A 19,946-nucleotide genomic window follows, 5' to 3' on the forward strand; every position below is an offset into this window, starting at 1 on the left:
GGGGACGGGTCACCGGAAGCGCTCACGAGCCCCTCCCGCGCCGCGGGAGCCGCGCGCGCCGTCCTTCCGGTTCGCTCGCTCCGCTCGCTCATGTCGTCCGCGATCGTAGCGAGGGCCGGCGGACGAGCCGAGCGGGGCGCACGCGGGGGCGGGCGGCCCTGACTCGGCGTGTCATGACGTCCGCGGCCCCGGTCCGCGGCGGCGCGGCCGAGAGAGTGCGACTCGCCCGGCCTTTTCCTTACGGGCGAAATGACAAGATATATGACAATGTTCGACGCGGTGGTTAACTCCCGAGACAGGTCCGTGGCTTCGGTGATTCTGGCTTCCTCGCGCCGGTTCCGGTGCTGGTGCACGGTGTGGAGCGCGTTGGCGGTGACCGCCACGGCACTGTGCCTCTGGGCGGCGTTCCTCGCCTACTCCCCCGCGATGGTGATGGCGGTCACGACGGGTGCCACCCTCGCCGTCTACCCGACGGTGCTGGCACGCAGCCGGCTCGCCCTCACCGCCGCGGGCCTGCAGGCGCGATGGCCGCACAGCGCCGCCGCCCCGCCGATCCCGTGGGCGGACGTCACGGGCGTCGAGCTTCGCCGTGGGCTCCTCCTGGAGAAGGTGCAGGTCATCACCGACCGGCCCCGCGTGTTCCTGGCACCCGCGCGGTTCCGCCACCGCGCCGACCCGGCCTTCGACGCGGCCGTGGCCGAACTGGCCCGGCGCAGCGGCCATCCCGTACGTGCCGCACGCCCCCGGCTGGGAGTCGTCGCCGCCGGCGGCGCCGTGTGGGTCGTGTGCCTCGCGCTGCTGACCGCGATGGAGGCGCCGTGGAACGATCCGTCGTGGCCGTGGCGCCACGAGGCCGGGCGGCTGCCCGGCCTGTGCACCATGTTCGCCCCGACCGCCCACGCGCTCCTCCCGCCCGGCGACCGCACGCCCGACGCCGACCTGCTCCTGCTCGGCCCCATCGACCGTCAGGAGGGCTGCACCTGGAGGAGCGGCGTCGTCGGGACCTTCTCGGTCGGTCTGGGCCTGACCCGCAAGGGCCCGTTCGAGAGCGCCGGCGCGACCGCGCACGACGGCTTTCGCCGTACGGTGGCCGGGGCCCGCCGCCCGGCCCGGACCGCCACTCCGGTGAGAGGCCTCGCCGACGAGGCACGGGAGATCATCGACGGCACCGGCGGGATAGGCCTGACGACGGTCGATCTGATCGCCCGCCGGGCCAACGTGATCGTCACCGTCCGCCTCATCGCCCCGGGCTCCGCGTCGGCCGCGACCCGCACGGTCGAACGGGTCGCCCGCACGGCCCTGGCGAACGTCCGGTTCGGCTGACGGACGATCATCTGGTGGCCGCGGAAAAGGGTTTGCCGACGGGCTCCGGCCGCGTGTAGGACTGGCGTTCGGCCTCACCTGAGGCCCACGACGCACGAAAGGAGGGCCGGCCGATGCATCCCACGATCACCGCGCTCCGCCCCTCCCGGGACGTGGACCACCACTGATCCCGGCACGGACGGGCGCACGTCTCCACCGGAGAGTGCCTTGACCGTAGAACAGAACGACCTGACCCTTCGCCCGCTCACCGGGCCCGGCGAACTCCCGCTTTTCACCCGGCTCCCCTATCAGATGAACGATGAGCTCGCGGCCGACCTCGCCGGGGGGCGGCGCAGACCCTCCTGGATGTGGGTGGCCCTGCGCGGCGACCGCCTCGTCGCGCGGGCCGCGTGGTGGTGCCGCCCGCACCACGACGCGCCGTTCCTCCTCGATGTCTTCGATCTCGACGACACCGCTCCGGACCGGCTCGACGTCGGCGCCCGCCTGCTGAGGGCGGCGATGGCCGAGATCGTCCCGCCGGACGGCCCGGTTCCGGAGTACGTCCGCATCGTCCCGCCGGACTGGCGCGAGTCGCCCGGCCTGCGCGAGCCCGTCGAGGACCGCAGGTCCGTCCTGAAGGACCTGGGCGCCCGGCCCCTCGTCGAACGCCTGCGGATGGAGTGGCGGCGCGGCGGGCCCGTCCCCGAGCCGGACGGCCGGCTCGTCTTCCGCCCCGTCGGCGCCGCCGAGGAGCTCATCGGCCTGATGGCCGAGGTGCTGGAGGGCACACTCGACGCCCACGGCCGCGCCGACCTGACCCGCATGACGGCCCGCGCGGCGGCCGAGGCGCAGTACGGGGACGAGCTGACCGGCTACCGGAGCCCGCGGGAGTGGTGGCGGATCGCGACACTGCCGGACGGCGAGCCGGTGGGGTTCGTCATCCCGGCGCACAACGGCTACAACCCGATCATCGCCTACATCGGCGTACGCCCGGCACACCGCGGACGCGGGTACGTCGACGCGATACTCGGCGAGGGCACCCGGATCCTGGCCGCGCAGGGCGTGGACCGCATCCGGGCGTCGACGGATGTCGGGAACACCCCGATGGCCGAGGCGTTCGCGCGGGCCGGCTACCCCGCGTCCGAGCACCAGCTCGACATGACGTGGGATTAGCGTTCCCGTGGCCGCCGGAGCCGGGTCACGCTCGTCTCCGGCGGCCTCACCGAGAAGGCACGGCGGTACGTGCTGGGCGACACGCCGACGGTCCGGGTGAAGTGGTGGCGGAGGTTGGCGGGGCTGCCGAGGCCGGAGCGCTCGGCGATCTGGTCGACGGGCAGCGTGGTCGTCTCCAGCAGGGCGCGGGCGTGGTCGAGCCGGATGTTGCGCAGCCAGGTCATCGGGGCGGCGCCGGTCGCGGCGCGGAAGCGGCGGATGAGGGTGCGCTCGGTGAGGTTGGCCCGTGCGGCGAGATTCGCGATGGTCAGCGGCCGGTCCAGGCGTTCGCGTGCCCAGTCCAGGAGCGGGCCGAGCTCGTCGGCGTGGTCGGGGGCGGGACCGGCGTCGATGTACTGGGCCTGGCCGCCGGGGCGGTGCGGGGGCATCACGAGCCGCTTCGCGAGGGCGTTCGCGACCGCGGCGCCGTGGTCGGTGCGCACGATGTGCAGGCACAGGTCGAGACCGGCCGCGGTGCCCGCGCTCGTGAGCACGTCGCCGTCGTCGGTGTACAGCACGGACGGGTCGACGCGTACCTCCGGGTGGCGGCGGGCGAGCAGGTCGGCGTGCATCCAGTGGGTGGTCGCGGTCCGTCCGTCGAGGATGCCCGCGGCGGCGAGCACGAACGCGCCGGAGCACAGCGACACGATCCGGCTGCCGTCGTCGTACGCGGCGCGGACCGCCGCGACCAGCTCGGCGGGTTGGGAGTCGTGCACGCTGTGGCACGCCGGGACGACGACGGTGTCGGCGCCGGCGAGGCCGTCGAGGCCGTACTCGGTGACGGGGGCGAAGCCCGCCGCGATCCGGGTGTCGCCGGCGGGCGCGCACACCCGGAAGTCGTACCAGGTGTCGGTCAGGCCGGGCCGCGGGTAGCCGAACACCTCGCACGGGATGGCGAGCTCGAAGATCGGCACTCCGTCCGTGACGGCGAGTGCGACCGTGTGGGCGGGCGCGCGCGTGTTCATGTCATGAATTTAGCGATCGTTGTCGTTCCCGCCACTTGGCCGTTGCGCACACCACCGCGAGGCTGAGGCTCATGAGTGATGAGTCGTTCCTCGATCCATCCGCCGAGGCGGCCGCCCGGCTGTGGCGGCATGTCGTGGAGGTGCTCGATGAGGAACACGCGCGGCTGCCCGCCCGGCCGGTCAGCCGGCCGGTGGACGTGGACGCGCTGCGCAAGACGGTGAGCGCGTACGACTTCGCCGCCCCCCTCCCCGCGGAGGAGGTGGTCGACGAGGTCATGGCGTTGCTGCGCGAGGCGCGTGTGCACACCGCGCACCCGCGTTACTTCGGACTGTTCAACCCGGCGCCCACGCTGATGGGCGTTGTCGGTGAGACGCTCGCCGCGGCGACCAACCCGCAGCTCGCGGCGTGGTCGCACTCCCCCGCGGCGGTGGAGATCGAGGCGCATCTGCTGCGCTTCCTCGGCCGCCGGCTCGGGTACCCGGCCGAGGAGGTGGCCGGGTCGTTCACCAGCGGCGGCGCCGAGGCCAACCTGACCGCCGTACTGCTCGCGCTGACCCGTACCTGGCCCGGGTACGGCACCGGCGGACTGCGCGCGCTGCCCGGCCGGCCGGTGCTGTACGCGTCCGCCGAGAGCCACCTGGCCTGGCTGAAGATCGCGCACGCCACCGGCATCGGCCGCGACGCGGTCCGCCTCGTGCCGGTCGACGCCGGCCTGCGGCTGGACCTCGACCGGCTGACCTCCATGATCACGGCCGACCGCCGGGCCGGCGAGCTGCCCTTCCTGGTGGTCGCCACGGCCGGCACCACGAGCGCGGGCGTCATCGACCCGCTGCCCGAACTCGCCGATCTCTGCGCCGCCCACGGCCTGCGGCTGCACGCCGACGCCGCCTACGGCGGCGCCGCGGCGCTGTCCGATCGGCTGGCCGGGGCCCTGACCGGCATCGAGCGCGCCGACTCGATCACGGTGGACGCGCACAAGTGGCTCAGCGTCCCCATGGGCGCGGGGGCCCTGCTGTGCACCGACGCCGCCGGGCTCGCCGAGACGTTCCGGGTCACCACCACCTACATGCCGGGCGCCGTCCCCGACACCGTCGACCCGTACACCTCCAGCCAGCAGTGGTCGCGCCGGTTCATGGGGCTGAAGCTGTTCCTCAGCCTCGCCGCCGCCGGGCGGACCGGCTACGCGGCCCAACTCGAACACGACGCGGATCTCGCCGACGCCCTCCGCCGCCGGCTCGCCGACACCGGCTGGACCATCGTCAACCGCACCCCGCTGCCCGTCGTCTGCTTCGCCGATCCCCACGACACGTCCCAGGCCCACCACGACGGCCTCGCGGACGCGGTCGTGGCCGGCGGGCGCGCCTGGATCAGTCCCGTCACCCTGGACGGCCGCGCCGCCCTGCGCGCCTGCGTCATCAGCCACCGCACCACCACCGCCGACATCGACGCGCTCGTCCACGCCGTGAACGACGCGCGCGCCCGCTCCACGACGCGCCCGTGACGGGACGGGAGAATCGGAGCGTGGATCTTCTCGGGCTTCTCGCTCGCGCCTGCGACCTCGTCCCGGCCGGCGCGCGGTGCGACGCCGGGCTCTCCGCCGACGACGCCCGGGAGTACCTGCGCCGCACCGAGTGGGACTCCGCTCTCGGGATCCTCGGCGACCTCCCGGAGTCCTCGTGGCAGACCGGTGAGTTCTGGTCCCTGCTCGAACGGGCCGCCGGGCGGCTGGGGAGGGAGCGGGACGTGGCCTGGTACCGATGGCGCGGCTGGGAGGCTCGCCACGGCGTCATCCGAGCCGAACTGCGGCTCGTCCCGCCTGACGCCGCCGGCGGGCGCCGCCGGCCGGTCCCCGGCGCCGGAGAGCTGCGTCCGATGTGGGCCCTCGGCACGGACCCCGGGTTGCACGTGGCGCGCCTCTGGGTCGAGTCCGCACCGGAGATCCCACCCGGCGGGCGCGGCTCGATCCGGCTCGCCCCCCTCACCCCGGCCGACTGGAGACACCTCGCACCGGGCGCGCCGATCACCATGCACGAGGGGCGGCCGGTGGCCGGCACCGCGACGATCACGCAGGTCACGCCGCCACGGCCGTCGCAGGGCGAGCACGACGTGTAGGGGCGTCAAAAGAGGACGTGTAGGGGCGTCAAAAGAGAACGCACCGGATGTCACACTCCGGCGGGCCGATCTGTCACACCTGCGGAGGCCTTCGGAAGGCCCGCTCGGCACAAGCCCGAGTCACCGGTGGCGACAACGATGGAGAGAACCTGCCATGACCCGGATTTCCCTCACTCCGCCCAACACCCTGCTCAACCGCATCGGCGCCTGGTACTCCCGGCGCACCTACGGCAAGGTGCTCGACCCCGGCCTGGCCGTGGGCCACAACGCGCGGGTGCTGCTCGCCTACGTCCGGCAGGAGCGCGGCGCCGCCAAGTGGAACAGCCTCGACCCGGGTCTCAAGCACATCGCCGTCATGGTGGCGGCGGCCAGGATCAACTGCTCGTGGTGCATGGACTTCGGTCACTGGGAGGCCGACGCCCTCAGGCTCCCGATGGAGAAGATCTCCAAGGTTCCGCAGTGGCGCGACCACCAGGACGCCTTCACCGCGCTGGAGCTCCTCGTCCTGGAGTACGCCGAGGCGATGACCGAGACCGAGCCCCGCGTCACCGACGAGCTCGCCGCCGCCCTGGTCGAACGGCTCGGTGAGGCCGCCTTCGTCGAGCTGACCGCCATGGTCGCCCTGGAGAACTTCCGCTCGCGCATGAACAGCGCCTTCGGCCTGACCAGCCAGGGCTTCTCGGACGCCTGCGCGGTACCGTCGCAGGCGTGATCGACGCGACCACTTTCCAGCAGCACCGGCGCATGTTGTTCGGCATCGCCTACCGGATGCTCGGCAGCGTCGCCGACGCCGAGGACCTGGTGCAGGACACCTGGCTGCGCTGCAGTCAGGTGTCCACTCCCGTGGACAACCCGGTCGGCTATCTGACCCGTACGATCACCAACCTCGCGCTCAACCGGCTCGCGTCGGCCGCCGTCACCCGCGAACAGTACGTCGGCCCCTGGCTGCCCGAGCCGGTGGTGACCCGGCCCGACGCCACCGAGGAGGTGGAGCTGGCCGAGTCGGTCTCACTCGCCATGCTCGTCGTGCTCGACACCCTCTCGCCGCTGGAGCGGGCGGTCTTCGTGCTCAAGGAGGTCTTCGGCTTCTCGTTCCGGGAGATCGCCGGGATGCTGGAGCACAGCGAGGCGTCCGTACGGCAGGTCGGCCACCGGGCCAGGTCGCACGTCCAGTCCCGCCGGCCGCGCTACGACACACCACCCGAGGTGCAGCGGCAGGTCACCGATGAGTTCCTGGCCGCCTGCGTCGGCGGCGACCTCAACCGGATGATGGAGCTGCTCGCCCCGGACGTGACGGCCTGGAGCGACGGCGGCGGCAAGGTGAAGGCCGCCGTCCGCCCACAGCGCGGCGCGAAGAACGTCGCCCGGTTCCTCGCCGCCGTCATCGCCACGCCGATGACCGACCGCCGGCCGCAGGCGGTGAACGTCAACGGCCGCCCCGGCATCCTGTTCACCGCCGCGGGCCGCCCGGACACCGTCGCCTGCGCGGAGGTGGTGGACGCCCGGATCACCGAGATCCACTTGATCCGCAACCCGGACAAGCTGCGGCACCTGGCGGCCTTCCGCGTGACATGAGCGTCTCGTACGTCGCCCTGGACCGGCCCCTCGGGCCTGTCTCGGTTGGGCCGTGGGTTTTCCACAGCCGTGCGTGCGGTCTTCCTTTGGCCTGTGGGGTGGCTTGACAATGGAAGTGGGGTCGGCGCCCCCCCCTGGGAGGGCGGGGAGTGTCCCTGGGCGGGGAGTGTCCCGGAGGGCGGGATTTTGAAACACGCCCTAACTTGAGTTTTAACCTGTGCGGCGCGGGCGTGGAGTGCTCGGCTTGGCTTTGTTGGTCGTCGTTTTAGTGCTGGTGTGCACGTCGTGGCGGTCGGCTGGGTGGCGGTTGCGGACTCCGGGTGGTCGTCCGGGGCCGGGCCGGGATGGTTTTGGTGCGCTGGCTGGACATGCTGTGTATCTGCGCAGGTGCCGAAATCCTCGGCGGACTCGTGCGGGTGTGAGCCGGTCGGGTTCGGCGGGTTTTTCCCAGGGGCGGCGAAGGTCGGCGGTCAGGTGGCGGGCCAGTCGGAGCTGGGTGTAGGCGGCCAGGATCAGCCAGGTCCACCGGTCGGCCGCTTGTGGTGTGCGCAGTTTGGGGCGTGTCCAGCCGAGGGTCTGTTTGAACAGGCGGAAGGTGTGCTCGATGTCGAAGCGGCGCAAGAACGCCTGCCAGAGCAGGTCGACTTCGCCCGGATCGATATCGATGCGCGAATGCCACAGCCAGACCGGTTTGGGGACCGCTCCACTCGGCAGGCGCGCCACCTGCAAGTGGATCAGTGTTCCTTCCAGGATCGGCAGATTCCCGGCGTGGGCGGTCCAGGCGGTGCGGTGGGTCAGGCGCGGGTGCAGCCGGTTCCACGCACGGGCCGACGCCGGCCCGTAGAGGCGGGTGGTGGTGTGGGTGGTGATGTCGGGAGTTCCCCAGGTGGCCGGGTCACCGAAGACGAACTCACCGCCGTGGCGGCGCGGGCGGCCCGTCTGGCCCACGTGATGGGGTGGGGCTGGGCGGCGCAGGACCCGGTCCGAACGCATCCGGACCAGCACCGCGACCGGTAGGTCGGACAGCATGAACGCTAGCCGGGGGCCGTCGTAGCCGGCGTCGGCCACGATGAGGATGTCGCGATCACCGGGCCGCCAATGCCCCGCGGTGATCAGATCGGTCACGACCCGGCGGAGCTGCCTGGCAGTCACCGTCGCGGCGTCATCGCCGGGTGTGAGTCGCTGGATGTCCAGGGGCGCACTCCAGGAGCTGCGTCCGGCCTCCAACGCGACGACGACGGAATACGGCCAGCCGGGAACCGCCATGTGCTGGTCCTTGCCGCGCCCGTAGACATGGCACAAGATCCGCCCGGCCGAGGTGTGGGCCTCAGGGCGCAGCCAGCAGGTGATATCGATGGCCAGCACCAGCCGGCCTCCGGCGGCCCGGGGAAGCGGGCCGGCGATCACCGCACGCCGGAGCCGGTCGGCATCCACCCGACCCCCAGCCAGACCCGCATACAACCCGCCGTGCCCCCGGCGATGCTCACCGACCAGCGATAATCCTGCCAACGACCGGACCGGCCCATCAGCGCACAACACCGCATCGGTCAGCTCGAACAACGCATCCGCCCGCGCGGTCAGGCACCGGTAGAACTCCGAACGGAAGCGGGACAGGTCCCCGCGTTCACCGGCCAGGCCGGCATCATGCACACTGATCAACTGAAGCCCTTGGTGTGATCGTTCTTCTGTCGCAAGAGAAATGATCAACCAAGGGCTTCGTTCATGATCAACCGGGGTCCGCCACCACCCACCAAGGGTTAAAACTCAAGCTAATCGCCCTCCTGGAGCGTGGGATTCGACTCCGTCTTCAGGTCGAGCATCCGCCTGGCGCCTTCGTTCTTGATCAGCTCGGCGCGGACGACGATCTCCAGGTCGTCGAAGAAGCACTCCCGGTCGTCGTTCACAAGGACGTAGTCGTACACCCAGGCCCAGGTGAGCTGATCGGTGCGGATGCGCAGCCGCTGGGCGGCCTCGCCGCCCTGGCCCCGCAGCAGCAGCCGATGCCGCAACTCCTCCTCCGAGGAGGTGGTGACGAAGATCCCGATCACGCGGCGCTGCGAGGCGGTCCGTACCCGGACGAGGCCGCTGGGGTCGAGTTCGACCAGCAGGGCGTCGGGGTCGTCCCCGGTCAGCAGGCACTTCGGCGAGCCGTAGTAGCCGGCCGCGTAGGTGCGGGTGTACTCGAAGATCACGCCTTCGTCGTGCAGCCTGAAGAATTCGCCCTCGGTCACGAAGTTGTAGTCGACGCCCGGCGTCTCGTGCTCGCGCGGCTCACGCGTCGTGTACGTCGGCACGCGTCGCAGCAGGGACCGCTCCGTGAGGAAGCGCAGGGCCGTCCCCTTCCCGGCCCCGCTGGGCCCGGAGATGACGAACAGCGGCGGCCGCGCGTCCAGGTGTGTCATTCCTTCGCTCCCTCGATCTGTGCTCTGCGACGCCCCGGCGGGTACCCGCCCCGCCGGGAGATGTCATCGCGCGAGGTCAGCGGGGGCGCGCGGCGGTAAGGCCAAGGGTATCGGGGAGGGTCGGCCGCGCCATGACGGCCCGATGACGTGGACGATGCCCGCCGCGGCCGCTCAGCGCAGGACGGTCGCCAGCAGGTCCGTGCCCAGCGTCGTCAGCTCGGGCACGTTGAGGGTGTAGTGGACGTAACGCCCGTGCCGCCGGGTTGTGAGCAGGCCCGCGCGGCGCAGGACGGCGAGGTGGCGGGAGACCTCCGGGGGTGAGAGTTCCCAGGCGTGGGCCAGCTCGCCGGTGGTGTGCGGGCCGCGGGCCAGGGTGCGCAGCAGCCGCAGCCGTACCGGATGGGCGAGCGCCTCCAGCCGCAGGGTGACCGTTTCCAGCGATACCGGCTCTGCGGGGCTCGGCTCGGGCACGGGGTACTGCACCACCGGCTGCCATCCGGGCGCGTGGATCACCACCAGGTGCGGGCTGCCGAAGTCACTGGGGATGAAGGTGACCCCGGTGCCGTCGGCGGCGGTCGTCCTGTCCTGCAGCTTGTCCACGACGATGCGGTCGCCGTCCTCTGCCAGGGTGACCGCGCCGGAGACCGAGGCGAGTGCCGCCCCGATGCCCTGCCGCTTGCGCAGGTCGTTCTTCAGGCGCAGGTCGGTGGCCAGCCGCACGGCGACGCCCGTCCAGGCGGCGTCGAAGAAGGCCCCGGCGCACTGTTGGAGGGTGTGGCGCACCCGTGCCCGCACGGCGGCCGGGTCCGCGAGCAGCCGTTCCGCGAAGGCCTCCTGCAGCGCGCCGCGGGCCTGGGCCAGGTCCAGGGCCCGCTCGCGCGCGGTCGCGTCGGCGAGCGGCGACGCCGCGGCGAAGTGGACCCGGTTGCTGCCGCACGTGGTGGTGAGCGCGGCGCTCACGTAGGTCTCGTCGTCGATCCGGTCCACATCGTCCAGCTCCTCGGCGAGGGTCTGCCGGGGCCGGGCGGGGACCAGGAAATCGGCCCGTGAGGAACGCCAGAGGAACTCCGCCTCCCGCAACCGCTCGGCCAGCTCCGGCGGCAGCCCGGCCCAGACGTCCCCGGCCCAGCCGGCCAGCCGCGGGTGATGCCCGGGTTCGGCCAGGACGTGCAGCATCGCGGTCAGCTCGGCCAGCGGGGAGGCGGCGAACCGCAGCCGCTCGGCCGGGAGCCCGGTGATGTCGATGCGCAGCGTCATCCCCCCATCATCGCTGGTCGGAGGGCCGGCGGCGGCGTCGGTTGACGATGTCCGTCAACCGACGTGCCGCGTCCGGCGGCCCGACGCGACCGTGGGCCCCATGGCGACCACCACCATGATCCGGCCCCGCGCCCTTCTCCGTGCCTCCGGCGGCCCCCGTTACGCCGTCGCCCTGGCCGTGGACGCGCTCGGCACCGGCCTGCTGCGGCCCTTTCTGCTGCTCTACGGGGTGACGGTGCTGAGGCTGTCCGCGCCGGTCACCGGCACCGCCATGGCGGTCGGCGCCGTCGCGGGTCTGGTGTGCATGCCCGCGGTGGGCCGATGGCTGGACCGGGGCGCGCGCAGCACGGTCGTGGCGGCGTCGATGCTGGTACGGGTGCTGGGCGTGGCGCTGCTGCTGACCACCCCGGCGGGACACGTCTGGCCGTTCGCGGCGGCGGCGCTCTTCCTCGGCATCGGCAACCAGGCATGGCCGGCCGCGCACGCCGCCCTCGTGGCCACGGTCGCCCACGGCCGGGAACGCGACGCCGCCCTCGCCGCGGGCCGCTCTCTGCGCAACGCCGGCCTGGGCGCCGGTGGACTCCTCGCCACCGCGTGCCTGACGGCCGGCACCACCGCACTGCAGGCGCTGGCAGGCGTGACCGGGCTCGCCTACCTCGCCGCGGCGGCCTTGGCGTGGTCGGTCCACGTGCACGCCCATCCGGCCGCCGACACGGCCGAGGACGAGGACGAGCCGACCCTCCGGATGCGCACGCTGCTGGCCGCCAACGTGATCTACGTCTTCTGCCTCAACGTCACCGAGGTCGCGCTCCCGCTGGTCCTGGTGACGCAGATGCACGCCTCCCCGGTGTGGCCGGCGGCCATCTTCGTGACCAACACGGTGATGGTGGTCACCCTGCAGGTTCCGGTCACCGTCCTGATGTCGCGCTTCCCCCGCCGGTCCGTGCTGGCGATCGCCGGCGTGGTGGTCACCGCGTCCTACCTCGGCTTCCTCGCCGCAACCTCGCTGGGACCCGGCTGGGGTCCCCCGGCCGTCGCCGCGGTGTCCGTGCTCTGCACCCTCGGCGAGATCATCTATGCCGGCAGCGCCACCGCGCTCGTCACCACCCTGGCCCCGGCCCCTGTCCTGGGACGCGCCCTCACCCGCTTCCAGCTCTCCACGGGCTTCGGCCTCGCCGTCTCCCCGGCGGTCATCACCGCCCTCGCGCCCCACGGCCCGGCCGCGCTGTGGGGCGGCCTCGCCGCCGCGACGCTCCTCTCTGCCTCGGCCGTCGCCACCGAAGGGGACCGGGGGACACGACGCAGGCGCGTACCATCGCGGTTCCGCTGGTCAGCGCGGCAGTAGAGGAGGCGGCGGAGGCAGCTTCCGGCCACTCGTTGATCGTGGTGGCCTCGCGACGGACGCTGCGGCCCTGGGGGTGCCGCCGGAGCGAGAGGCCGCGAACGCGGCGCTCAGGTGACTCGATCCTCAAACGCACACGCCACCGCGCTTGCGCTGGTCCGTACGGCATCGGAGAAGGTGGCGGAGGCGTACGGGAATCGAACCCGCCCACGGCGCTGAGCGTCGTGCAGTGGTTTTGAAGACCATGGGGGCCACCAGGCACCCTCCCGCCTCCGGTCGTGAGCCTACTCAGGCCTCGGCCGGGGTGCGCCACAGGGTGACGCGTTCGGCCGCGGTCCAGAGGGTCGTGGTCAGGAGGTACAGGCCGGCGGCCAGGGGGACGTACGCGGCGAACAGCAGGGTGCCGTACGGCAGGACGCGCGTCACCCGGCCGAGGGCCCCCGGCGGTGCCGGCACCCGCCGGGAGGTCCACCAGGCCACGACGGCGAGCAGGGCGAACAGGCCCAGGAACACCAGGCCGTGCGGGCCGAAGGCGCCCGCGGACAGGAGCCAGCGCGCGCCCAGCGGTGTGCCGAACAGCGTGTGGGCCAGCAACAGGTTCGCGTGGCCGCCGACGGCCGGGGACAGGAACAGGCGGTAGACGACGGAGAAGACGGGCATCTGCAGGAGCGCCGGTCCGATCCCGGCCCACATCGACGTGCCTTCGGCGCGGTAGAGGGCGCCGACCTCCTGACGCGCGCGGACCGGGTCGGCGCGGTGGCGTTCGAGGAGCTTGCCGACCTGGGGTTCCAGGCGCTGACGCGTCCGGCCCGCCCGTGCCCGGCGGATGCTCAGCGGCAGCAGCGCCAGGCGGACGCAGACGGTGAAGACGACGATGGCGACGGCGGCGCTGAGGCCGCCCGTGACCGGCTCCAGCAGTGACATGAGCCCGGTGACGAGGTGATACGCGACGCCGACGGCGGCGTCGAACAGTGCGAACATTCGGTGAGGAGACCTTTCGGCTCGTACTCGGGAGAGGACAGGCGAAAGGACCGCATCCGGCGGTGGCCGGGGAGTCCCGCGGCCACGGTGTTTCACCGGCCTGGCCGAGCACCGTGGTGGTGCCACGCAGGGCGGGACGGAACCGGTCAGACGACACGGCGAAGCCCCGCAAGCCCGGCGGTCACGTGAAACAGACGCTGGACGGCCCACGTACGAGCCGCATCCGGCGGTGGCCCGGGATGGTCCGCAGCCACGATGTTTCACCAGCCCGGCCGAACACCACAGGGGCACCACGCAGGGCAGGACGGAACCGATCAGACGACGCGACGACGCCCCGCAAGCCCCGCAACCATGTGAAACAGACGCTGGGCGGTCCGCGTACCGGCCGACGGTGCTCGGGGGCGTGGGCGGCCGGCGGCGTCCGGGTCGCACAGGCGCACGATGGCGGTACGACGGGCGTGGGAGCGCAGCGACACCGACCGCGCGGAAACCTCCGGAGTGGGCCGCACGGCGGGACGGCGTGCGGCGAGCAGCACCAGTCCGGCGACGGCGAGGGCCGCCGCGGCGAGCAGGACCCCGGACGGCGTGAGCGCGTCGGCGGCGTCCCAGCCCGCGATCAGGACCGCCACGGCGACGGCCAGGATCCGGGTCATGCCCCTACAGACGTTCCCCGATTCCACCTGGTTCCCGCTGATTCCGGGAATTTCCGCCGATCAGGGAAGGCGAGCCGCCCGCCGAGCGATGCCGCGGCCAGGCGCCCGGCAGGACCCTTCGCATGCCGCCGATGGCGGACGGGACCTTCAGGGCCGGTGCGCTCTAGCGATCCCGTCCTCGGCGGTCGGGAGGGGCTGTGCTTCGCGCCTTCCGGGTGGCCGGTGGCCGAGGGGGTGTGCTTTCCGTCTTCCGGGTGGGTGCCTCTTGCGGTCCCGTCGTCGGCGGTCGGCCGTTCGCCGAGGGGCCGTGCTTCGCGCCTTCTGGGTGGGCGCATCCTCAGCGGCGGGTGGTCGAAGGGGTGTGCTTTCCGTCTTCAGGGTGGGCGCCTCTTGCGGTCCCGTCGTCGGCGGCCGACCGTCCGTCGTCCGCCGCAGGTCTGTGCTTCGTACTTCGGGGTGGGCGCATTCTCGCGGTCCCGTCGTCGACGCTCGGCGGTCGACCGTTCGCCCGCGGGGAGCGGGCTGAGCTTCGTGCCTTGCGCGCCGGGTCGTCGGCGGGCTCCCGGATGGTGTGGCCGCGGCCTTCGTGGCCGGTCAGGTCTCGTACATGGCCGTGAACGTGTCGGCGTACTTGGAGTGGATCACCCGGCGTTTCAGCTTCAGCGTCGGTGTCAGCTCCTCGCTCTCCGTGGTCCACTCGTCCGGCAGGAGGTGCCAGCGTTTGACCTGTTGTACGCGGGCCAGCCGCCCGTTGGCCTCCTCCACCGCGCGGGCGATCTCCTCCAGGACCAGCGGATGGGACGCCAGGTCCGCCAGGCCTCCCTCGATGCCGCGCGCCGCGGCCCAGGCCGGGGCCACCTCGCCGTCCAGCGTCAGCACGGCCACCACGTACCGCCGCCCGTCGCCGTACGCCAGGGCCTGGCCGACCAGGGGATGTTCCTTCAGCAGGTTCTCGATGAGCGACGGGGCGATGTTCTCCCCGCCCGCGGTGATGATGATCTCCTTCTTGCGGTCGACGACCTTCAAGAAGCCGTCGTCGTCGAGTTCGCCCAGGTCGCCGGTGTGGACCCATCCGTCGGCGTCCAGCAGTTCGGCCGACGCGAGGTTGAGGTAGCCGGGCGTGCAGGTGGTGCCGCGGATGAGGATCTCGCCGTCGTCGGCGATCCGGAGCTCGATGCCCGGCATCGCCCGCCCCACCGTGCCGAGCTTGAAGGAGTCCGGCCGGTTCGCGGTGGCCGCGCCGGTCGTCTCGGTCATCCCGTACACGTCGAGGATGCACAGGCCCAGGCCGGCGAAGAAGCGCGCCACGTCGAGCGGCAGCGGCGCGGCGGCGCTCAGCGTCTGCCGCACGCGGTCCAGGCCGATCAGGGCGCGCATCGGGGCGAGCACGGTCTCGTCGGCGCGCTGGAACGCCTCCAGCACGGCCGGGCTCGTCTCCCGCCCGTACTCTCGCGACTCGACGTAGGCCCGCCCGGCGTCCATGGCGGCGGTGACCGCGGCGCGCCGGGCGTCGTCCTGCTCCGCGGCGAGGACGGCCTGGATGGCGGCCATCATCTTCTCCCACACGCGGGGCACGCCGAAGAAGCCGTGCGGCCGTGCCCTGGCCAGGGTGGCCGCGAGCCGGGACGGGTCGGCGCAGAAGTAGACGTGCGTGCCGCGGACGACCGGCAGGTAGATGCTCAGCACCCGGTCGGCGATGTGGGCGAACGGCAGGTAGGAGACGCCGACGCTGCCCTCCGGAAGCTCGGAGGTGTCATCCGACACGCGGCACTCGTACAGCGCCATGCGGTGCGTGACGATGACGCCCTTGGGGCGACCGGTCGTGCCCGAGGTGTAGAGCACGGTCAGCGTGGAGTCCGGCGTGAGGTCGCGCCACCGCGCGGCGCCGCCGGGCTCCCCCAGGCGCAGGAACGACTCCCACGACAGGTACGGGTCGCCGGGCGGGCAGTCGGTCAGCACGATCACCGCCCGCAGGCCGGGCAGCCGGGACAGGACCGGCGCCCAGCGCTCGACCTGGGACGGACCGTCCAGAACGGCGTACCGCGCGCCGCAGTCGCCGGCGACGTAGGCGATCTGCTCGGGCGCCAGCGTCGCGTACAGGGTGGTCGGGATGCCGCCGGCGTGCACGACGCCGAGGTCGGCCAGGACGTGCTCGGTGCGGTTGGGCATCATCAGCACGACGGTGTCGCCGGGCTCCAGGCCGAGCACGGTGAACGCGGCGGCGATCCGCAGCACCCGTTCCCGAGCCTCGGACCAGGTCAGGGTCTCATCGCCCTGGGTGAAGGCGGGGGCGTCCGGATGGCGCGTCGCCGTCTCCAGCAGGGCGTCGGCGACCGTGGTGCCCGCGATCGCCTTCTCGACCTCGGCCCGCTCCTTCAGCACGCCCATGACGCCTCCGATGTCAGTGCTCGCTTACAGTGCAGCATCGCACCATGTAGAGCGCAGTTCGGACAAGGGCTCCGACGCGATAAGTTCCGTCGTGGAACACCGACGCGGAGGGCCCTCATGAAGTATCGGCTCACGCAGTACGCCCACGGTGGCGGCTGCGCCTGCAAGATCCCGCCGGGCGAGCTCGAGTCCGTCGTCGCCGGGCTCATCGACGCCCGCCCCCCGGACGACCTGATCATCGGCCTCGACGACGGCGATGACGCGGCCGTCGTGCGGATCGAGGAGGACAACGCCGTGGTCGCCACGGCCGACTTCTTCACGCCCGTCGTCGACGACCCGTACGACTGGGGGCGGATCGCCGCGGCCAACGCCCTCTCCGACGTGTACGCCGTCGGCGGCCGTCCGCTGGTCGGCGTGAACCTCCTGGGCTGGCCGCGTGACACGCTGCCGATGGAGCTCGCCCGCGAGGTGCTGCGCGGCGGGCTCGACGTCGCGCGCGAGGCGCACTGCCACGTCGCGGGCGGGCACAGCGTGGACGACCCGGAGCCGAAGTACGGCATGGCCGTGACCGGGCTCGCCGACCCGGCGCGGCTGCTCCGCCTGGACGCCGGGCGCCCCGGCATGCCGCTCTCCCTGACCAAGCCGCTGGGCATCGGCGTGCTCAACACGCGGCACAAGGCGACCGGTGAGGTCTTCCCCCAGGCCGTGGCGGCGATGACCGCGCTCAACGCGGGTGCCTCCGGGGTCGCGCTCGACCGCGGCCACGCCTGTGCCACCGACGTCACCGGCTTCGGACTCCTCGGCCATCTGTACAAGATGGCGCGGGCGAGCGGGGTCACCGCGGTGGTCGACTCGTCCGCCGTCGACTACCTCGACGGCGCGCGCGAGGCGGTGCGGGACGGTTTCGTCTCGGGCGGCACCCGGCGCAACCTCGACTGGGTGAGCCCCCACACCGACTTCGGCGGCGTCACGGAGGAGGACCGGCTGCTGCTGGCCGACGCGCAGACCTCCGGCGGGCTCCTCGTCGCCGGTGAGATCCCGGGCGCCCCGGTCATCGGCGAGCTCATCGGGAGGGAAAGCCACACCCTGATCGTTCGCGGATAGATCGCCGAGGGTACGAAGCAGGCACACTCTCATGGCCGCTGCGGAGATTCGGGGGAGACCGCATGGCCGCATCGGCGACCGACGCATGCCGCGAACGCCGCTTCCTGGGCCATCCGCGGGGGCTCGCGATCCTGTTCCTGACCGAGATGTGGGAGCGCTTCAGCTTCTACGGCATGCGCAGCATCCTCGTGCTGTTCCTCGCGGCCCCCACGGCCCAGCACGGCCTCGGGCTCGCGGACGGCACGGCCAAGGCGCTGGTCGGCGTGTACTCGGCCATGGTCTACCTGGTCACGCTGCCCGGCGGCTGGGTCGCCGACCGGGTGCTCGGGCCGCGCCCGTCCGTCCTGTACGGCGGCGTCACCATCATGCTCGGGCACCTCGCCATGGCGGTCCCCGGCGGCGCGGGGTTCGTCTACCTCGGGCTCGTGCTGATCATCATCGGCACGGGGCTCCTCAAGCCGAACATCGCCACGCTCGTCGGCCACCTGTACGGGGAGGACGAGGACGCCCGCAGGGACGCCGGATTCTCCATCTTCTACATGGGCATCAACCTCGGCGCGTTCCTCGCGCCGCTCGTCGTGGGCACGCTCGGGCAGAAGGTGTCCTGGCACCTCGGTTTCGGCATCGCCGCGGCCGGCATGGCGCTCGGCCTGGCCCAGTACGCCCTCGGCCGGCGGCACCTGCCCGACGGGCGGCCGTCCCGCCGGCTCGACGACCGGGAGCGGCGGCACCTGCGCACGGCCGTTCTCGCCGGCTCCGCCGCCGTCGTCGCGGTGGCCCTCCTCGGCGCGGCCACCGGCACGCTCACCCTCGACAACCTCACCTGGGCGGTCGCCGTCGTCCCGCTCGGCGTCGCCGTGGCCTACTTCGTGTTCATGTTCTTCGGCAGCCACGAGATCACTCCGGAGGAGCGCGCCCGGCTGCGCGCCTACATCTGGCTCTTCGCCGCGGCGTCGGTGTTCTGGATGGTCTATGACCAGGCGGCCACGGAGCTGTCGACGTTCGCGCAGAGGAAGACCGACCTTTCGGTGGCCGGCTGGCAGATGCCGTCGAGCTGGCTGCAGGCGATCAACCCGATCATGGTGATCGTGCTCGCCCCGGCGTTCGCCGCCCTGTGGGTACGGACGGGCGACCGGCTGAGCACGCCTCTGAAGTTCACCGCCGCGATGGTGCTCGTCGGGGTCTCCTTCGTGATCATGATGTTCGCCGCGGCCGAGGCCTCCCGCGGAGTCCGGGTCTCCGCACTGTGGCTCGTCGTCACCTACTTCGTCCAGACCACGGGTGAGCTGTGCCTGAGCCCGGTCGGGCTGTCGGTGACGACCAAGCTCGCGCCGCAGGCGTTCGCCAGTCAGATGATCGGCCTGTGGTACCTCGCCATCGCCGTGGGCGACGCCGTCGGCGGGCAGATGACCCGGCTCGCCGGTACCGTCCTGTCCGAGCCGGCCTACTTTCTGGCCCTGGCGATTCTCGCGCTCGTGACCGCCGCCGCCCTCGCGGCCGGAATCCGGCCGTTGCGCACCCTGATGGCCGAGCACCCCGCAAACGGCTGACCTGCACCGATACGGCCCCGCACGGGCAACGGTCGCCGCGTGACCAAACTCGGACATCTCGGCGATTTACCTGGATCCAGACGGTAAACACCACCGTCAAAGGTAAAAGACAATTTGCGCAGCGAGGCGAGTCCTAGTTGGGTAAGAGGACACGTTTTTGCGGGGAAAGAAGGGGCGGCCGTTCGTGCATGAGCAACCCGAGGGCTACGGCCAGCAGCCGCGGGGACAGGGGCCTGGTGGCTATCCTCCCCAGCAGCCTCCGCCCTATCCGGGCGGGCAACCGGGACAGCAGCCCCCGTACGGGCAACAGCCGCCGTACGGCCAGCCTCCCTACGGACAGCAGCCCCCCTACGGCGCCCAGCAGCCTCCCGGCGGCCCGCCGCCGTGGGGCCAGCCCGGCTCCGGCGGCTTCGGGCCGCAGGACCCGATGGGCCCCGGTGGCTGGGGTCCGCCGCCGGGACCGCCCGGTAAGAGCAACTCCGGGCCCATCATCATCGTCGCGATCGTGGCGGTCCTGGTGCTGCTGGGCGGCGGCGGGGCGATCGTCTGGGCGCTCAGCGGCGATGACAAGAAGCCCACTCCCCCGGTGGCGGTGAGCACGTCCCCGGTGCCGACCGACGTGCCGAGCACCTTCCCCTCGCCGTCCGACCCGGGCTTCCCGACGCCGTCGAGCTCCTCCACGGAGGACGAGTCGATGTTCGTCCAGGCCGGTGACTGCGTGAAGATCACGGGCAAGGCCCCGGACCTGACGATGATCAAGACAGAGTGCGACTCGGCGCAGTACAAGGTGCTCAAGCGGTTCATGGGCACGACCGACAAGACCAAGTGCCGTGGCCTCTCCGGCTACACGACGTACTTCACGTCCACGAACAAGAAGTACACCGCCCTCAGCTACCTGCTCTGCCTCAAGCGCCTGTAGCGCGGCGCGCCCGCTGGGGCACGACGGTGTACCTGGGGTCCTCCGCCGAGGCGAGGCCGGCGTAGAAGACGCCGAACCGCGTGCAGAGCGCGCCTCCGGTGAGGGCGAGCCCGGACACCACCGCGGCGGTGCGGCTGCGGCCGGCGACGAGCGTCCCGGCCGCGCCCGCCGCCGTGAACGCGC

Annotated in this window: 17 protein-coding genes, 1 tRNA gene and 1 pseudogene; 10 read left to right on the forward strand and 9 right to left on the reverse strand. The window is 72.4% G+C overall.

Features of this window, described 5'->3' with window-relative positions; genetic code table 11:
* The first annotated feature begins 372 nt into the window (after window positions 1–372).
* Window positions 373–1,323, forward strand: a complete 951-nt coding sequence (locus ACFFNX_RS26945; RefSeq protein WP_378208062.1) for a hypothetical protein — start codon at window positions 373–375, stop codon at window positions 1,321–1,323.
* A 207-nt stretch (window positions 1,324–1,530) separates the two neighbouring features.
* Window positions 1,531–2,475 (forward strand): GNAT family N-acetyltransferase, encoded by a 945-nt coding sequence (locus ACFFNX_RS26950; RefSeq protein WP_378208064.1) that lies wholly within the window; start codon window positions 1,531–1,533, stop codon window positions 2,473–2,475.
* Here ACFFNX_RS26950 and ACFFNX_RS26955 read toward each other — a convergent pair.
* Window positions 2,472–3,479, reverse strand: a complete 1,008-nt coding sequence (locus ACFFNX_RS26955; RefSeq protein ID WP_378208067.1) for a helix-turn-helix domain-containing protein — start codon at window positions 3,477–3,479, stop codon at window positions 2,472–2,474. The genes ACFFNX_RS26950 and ACFFNX_RS26955 overlap by 4 nt on opposite strands.
* A gap of 71 nt (window positions 3,480–3,550) precedes the next feature.
* On the opposite strand from ACFFNX_RS26955, the gene ACFFNX_RS26960 reads away from it, so the two are divergent.
* From ACFFNX_RS26960 to ACFFNX_RS26975, 4 genes are all read left to right on the forward strand, one after another.
* Window positions 3,551–4,981, forward strand: a complete 1,431-nt coding sequence (locus ACFFNX_RS26960) for a pyridoxal phosphate-dependent decarboxylase family protein (protein ID WP_378208070.1) — start codon at window positions 3,551–3,553, stop codon at window positions 4,979–4,981.
* Between the two features lie 20 nt (window positions 4,982–5,001).
* Window positions 5,002–5,592, forward strand: a complete 591-nt coding sequence (locus ACFFNX_RS26965) for a hypothetical protein (RefSeq protein WP_378208072.1) — start codon at window positions 5,002–5,004, stop codon at window positions 5,590–5,592.
* A 154-nt stretch (window positions 5,593–5,746) separates the two neighbouring features.
* Entirely contained in the window at window positions 5,747–6,304 is a 558-nt protein-coding gene (locus ACFFNX_RS26970; RefSeq protein ID WP_378208075.1) for a carboxymuconolactone decarboxylase family protein, read from the forward strand.
* Window positions 6,301–7,167 carry an RNA polymerase sigma-70 factor gene (locus tag ACFFNX_RS26975; RefSeq protein ID WP_378208078.1) on the forward strand — a complete coding sequence of 289 codons (867 nt, stop codon included), beginning with the start codon at window positions 6,301–6,303 and terminating at the stop codon, window positions 7,165–7,167. Before ACFFNX_RS26970 ends, ACFFNX_RS26975 begins: the two co-directional genes overlap by 4 nt.
* 210 nt (window positions 7,168–7,377) lie before the next feature.
* On the opposite strand, the gene ACFFNX_RS26980 is transcribed toward ACFFNX_RS26975, so the two are convergent.
* From ACFFNX_RS26980 to ACFFNX_RS26990, 3 genes are all read right to left on the reverse strand, one after another.
* The gene (locus ACFFNX_RS26980) at window positions 7,378–8,874 is read right to left on the reverse strand and encodes an NF041680 family putative transposase (protein WP_378208081.1); all 1,497 of its coding nucleotides are present in this window, start codon (window positions 8,872–8,874) and stop codon (window positions 7,378–7,380) included.
* A gap of 62 nt (window positions 8,875–8,936) precedes the next feature.
* Window positions 8,937–9,569 (reverse strand): guanylate kinase, encoded by a 633-nt coding sequence (locus ACFFNX_RS26985; protein ID WP_378208083.1) that lies wholly within the window; start codon window positions 9,567–9,569, stop codon window positions 8,937–8,939.
* Between the two features lie 171 nt (window positions 9,570–9,740).
* The gene (locus ACFFNX_RS26990; protein ID WP_378208086.1) at window positions 9,741–10,826 is read right to left on the reverse strand and encodes a DUF5937 family protein; all 1,086 of its coding nucleotides are present in this window, start codon (window positions 10,824–10,826) and stop codon (window positions 9,741–9,743) included.
* A gap of 100 nt (window positions 10,827–10,926) precedes the next feature.
* On the opposite strand from ACFFNX_RS26990, the gene ACFFNX_RS26995 reads away from it, so the two are divergent.
* Window positions 10,927–12,171: an MFS transporter gene (locus ACFFNX_RS26995; RefSeq protein ID WP_378208089.1), complete on the forward strand. Its 1,245-nt coding sequence runs from the start codon at window positions 10,927–10,929 to the stop codon at window positions 12,169–12,171.
* Window positions 12,172–12,346: 175 nt separating this feature from the next.
* Here ACFFNX_RS26995 and ACFFNX_RS27000 read toward each other — a convergent pair.
* The 4 genes from ACFFNX_RS27000 to ACFFNX_RS27015 all read right to left on the reverse strand — a co-directional run bounded on the left by ACFFNX_RS27000 (window position 12,347) and on the right by ACFFNX_RS27015 (window position 16,190).
* Window positions 12,347–12,442, reverse strand: a tRNA-Sec gene (locus ACFFNX_RS27000).
* A 14-nt stretch (window positions 12,443–12,456) separates the two neighbouring features.
* Window positions 12,457–13,149 carry a YidC/Oxa1 family membrane protein insertase gene (locus tag ACFFNX_RS27005; RefSeq protein ID WP_378208091.1) on the reverse strand — a complete coding sequence of 231 codons (693 nt, stop codon included), beginning with the start codon at window positions 13,147–13,149 and terminating at the stop codon, window positions 12,457–12,459.
* A 314-nt stretch (window positions 13,150–13,463) separates the two neighbouring features.
* Entirely contained in the window at window positions 13,464–13,802 is a 339-nt protein-coding gene (locus tag ACFFNX_RS27010) for a DUF6412 domain-containing protein (RefSeq protein ID WP_378208094.1), read from the reverse strand.
* Window positions 13,803–14,396: 594 nt separating this feature from the next.
* Window positions 14,397–16,190 (reverse strand): AMP-dependent synthetase/ligase, encoded by a 1,794-nt coding sequence (locus ACFFNX_RS27015; protein ID WP_378208097.1) that lies wholly within the window; start codon window positions 16,188–16,190, stop codon window positions 14,397–14,399.
* 117 nt (window positions 16,191–16,307) lie between these two features.
* Here ACFFNX_RS27015 and selD point away from each other — a divergent pair, with 117 nt between their 5' ends.
* The 3 genes from selD (at window position 16,308) to ACFFNX_RS27030 (ending at window position 19,763) form a co-directional block, all read left to right on the forward strand.
* On the forward strand, window positions 16,308–17,294 hold the full coding sequence (gene selD, locus ACFFNX_RS27020; RefSeq protein ID WP_378208100.1) for a selenide, water dikinase SelD: 987 nt from the start codon (window positions 16,308–16,310) through the stop codon (window positions 17,292–17,294).
* Window positions 17,295–17,356: 62 nt separating this feature from the next.
* Window positions 17,357–18,844: a peptide MFS transporter gene (locus ACFFNX_RS27025; protein WP_378208103.1), complete on the forward strand. Its 1,488-nt coding sequence runs from the start codon at window positions 17,357–17,359 to the stop codon at window positions 18,842–18,844.
* Between the two features lie 184 nt (window positions 18,845–19,028).
* Window positions 19,029–19,763, forward strand: a complete 735-nt coding sequence (locus tag ACFFNX_RS27030; RefSeq protein WP_378208105.1) for an LppU/SCO3897 family protein — start codon at window positions 19,029–19,031, stop codon at window positions 19,761–19,763.
* Here ACFFNX_RS27030 and ACFFNX_RS27035 read toward each other — a convergent pair.
* Window positions 19,750–19,946, reverse strand: a pseudogene (locus ACFFNX_RS27035) (NrfD/PsrC family molybdoenzyme membrane anchor subunit); the annotation flags it as partial. The gene ACFFNX_RS27030 and the pseudogene ACFFNX_RS27035 sit on opposite strands and share 14 nt — an antisense overlap.

The organism is Actinoallomurus acaciae (assembly GCF_042429965.1).
GTDB classification, from domain to species: Bacteria; Actinomycetota; Actinomycetes; order Streptosporangiales; family Streptosporangiaceae; genus Actinoallomurus; species Actinoallomurus acaciae.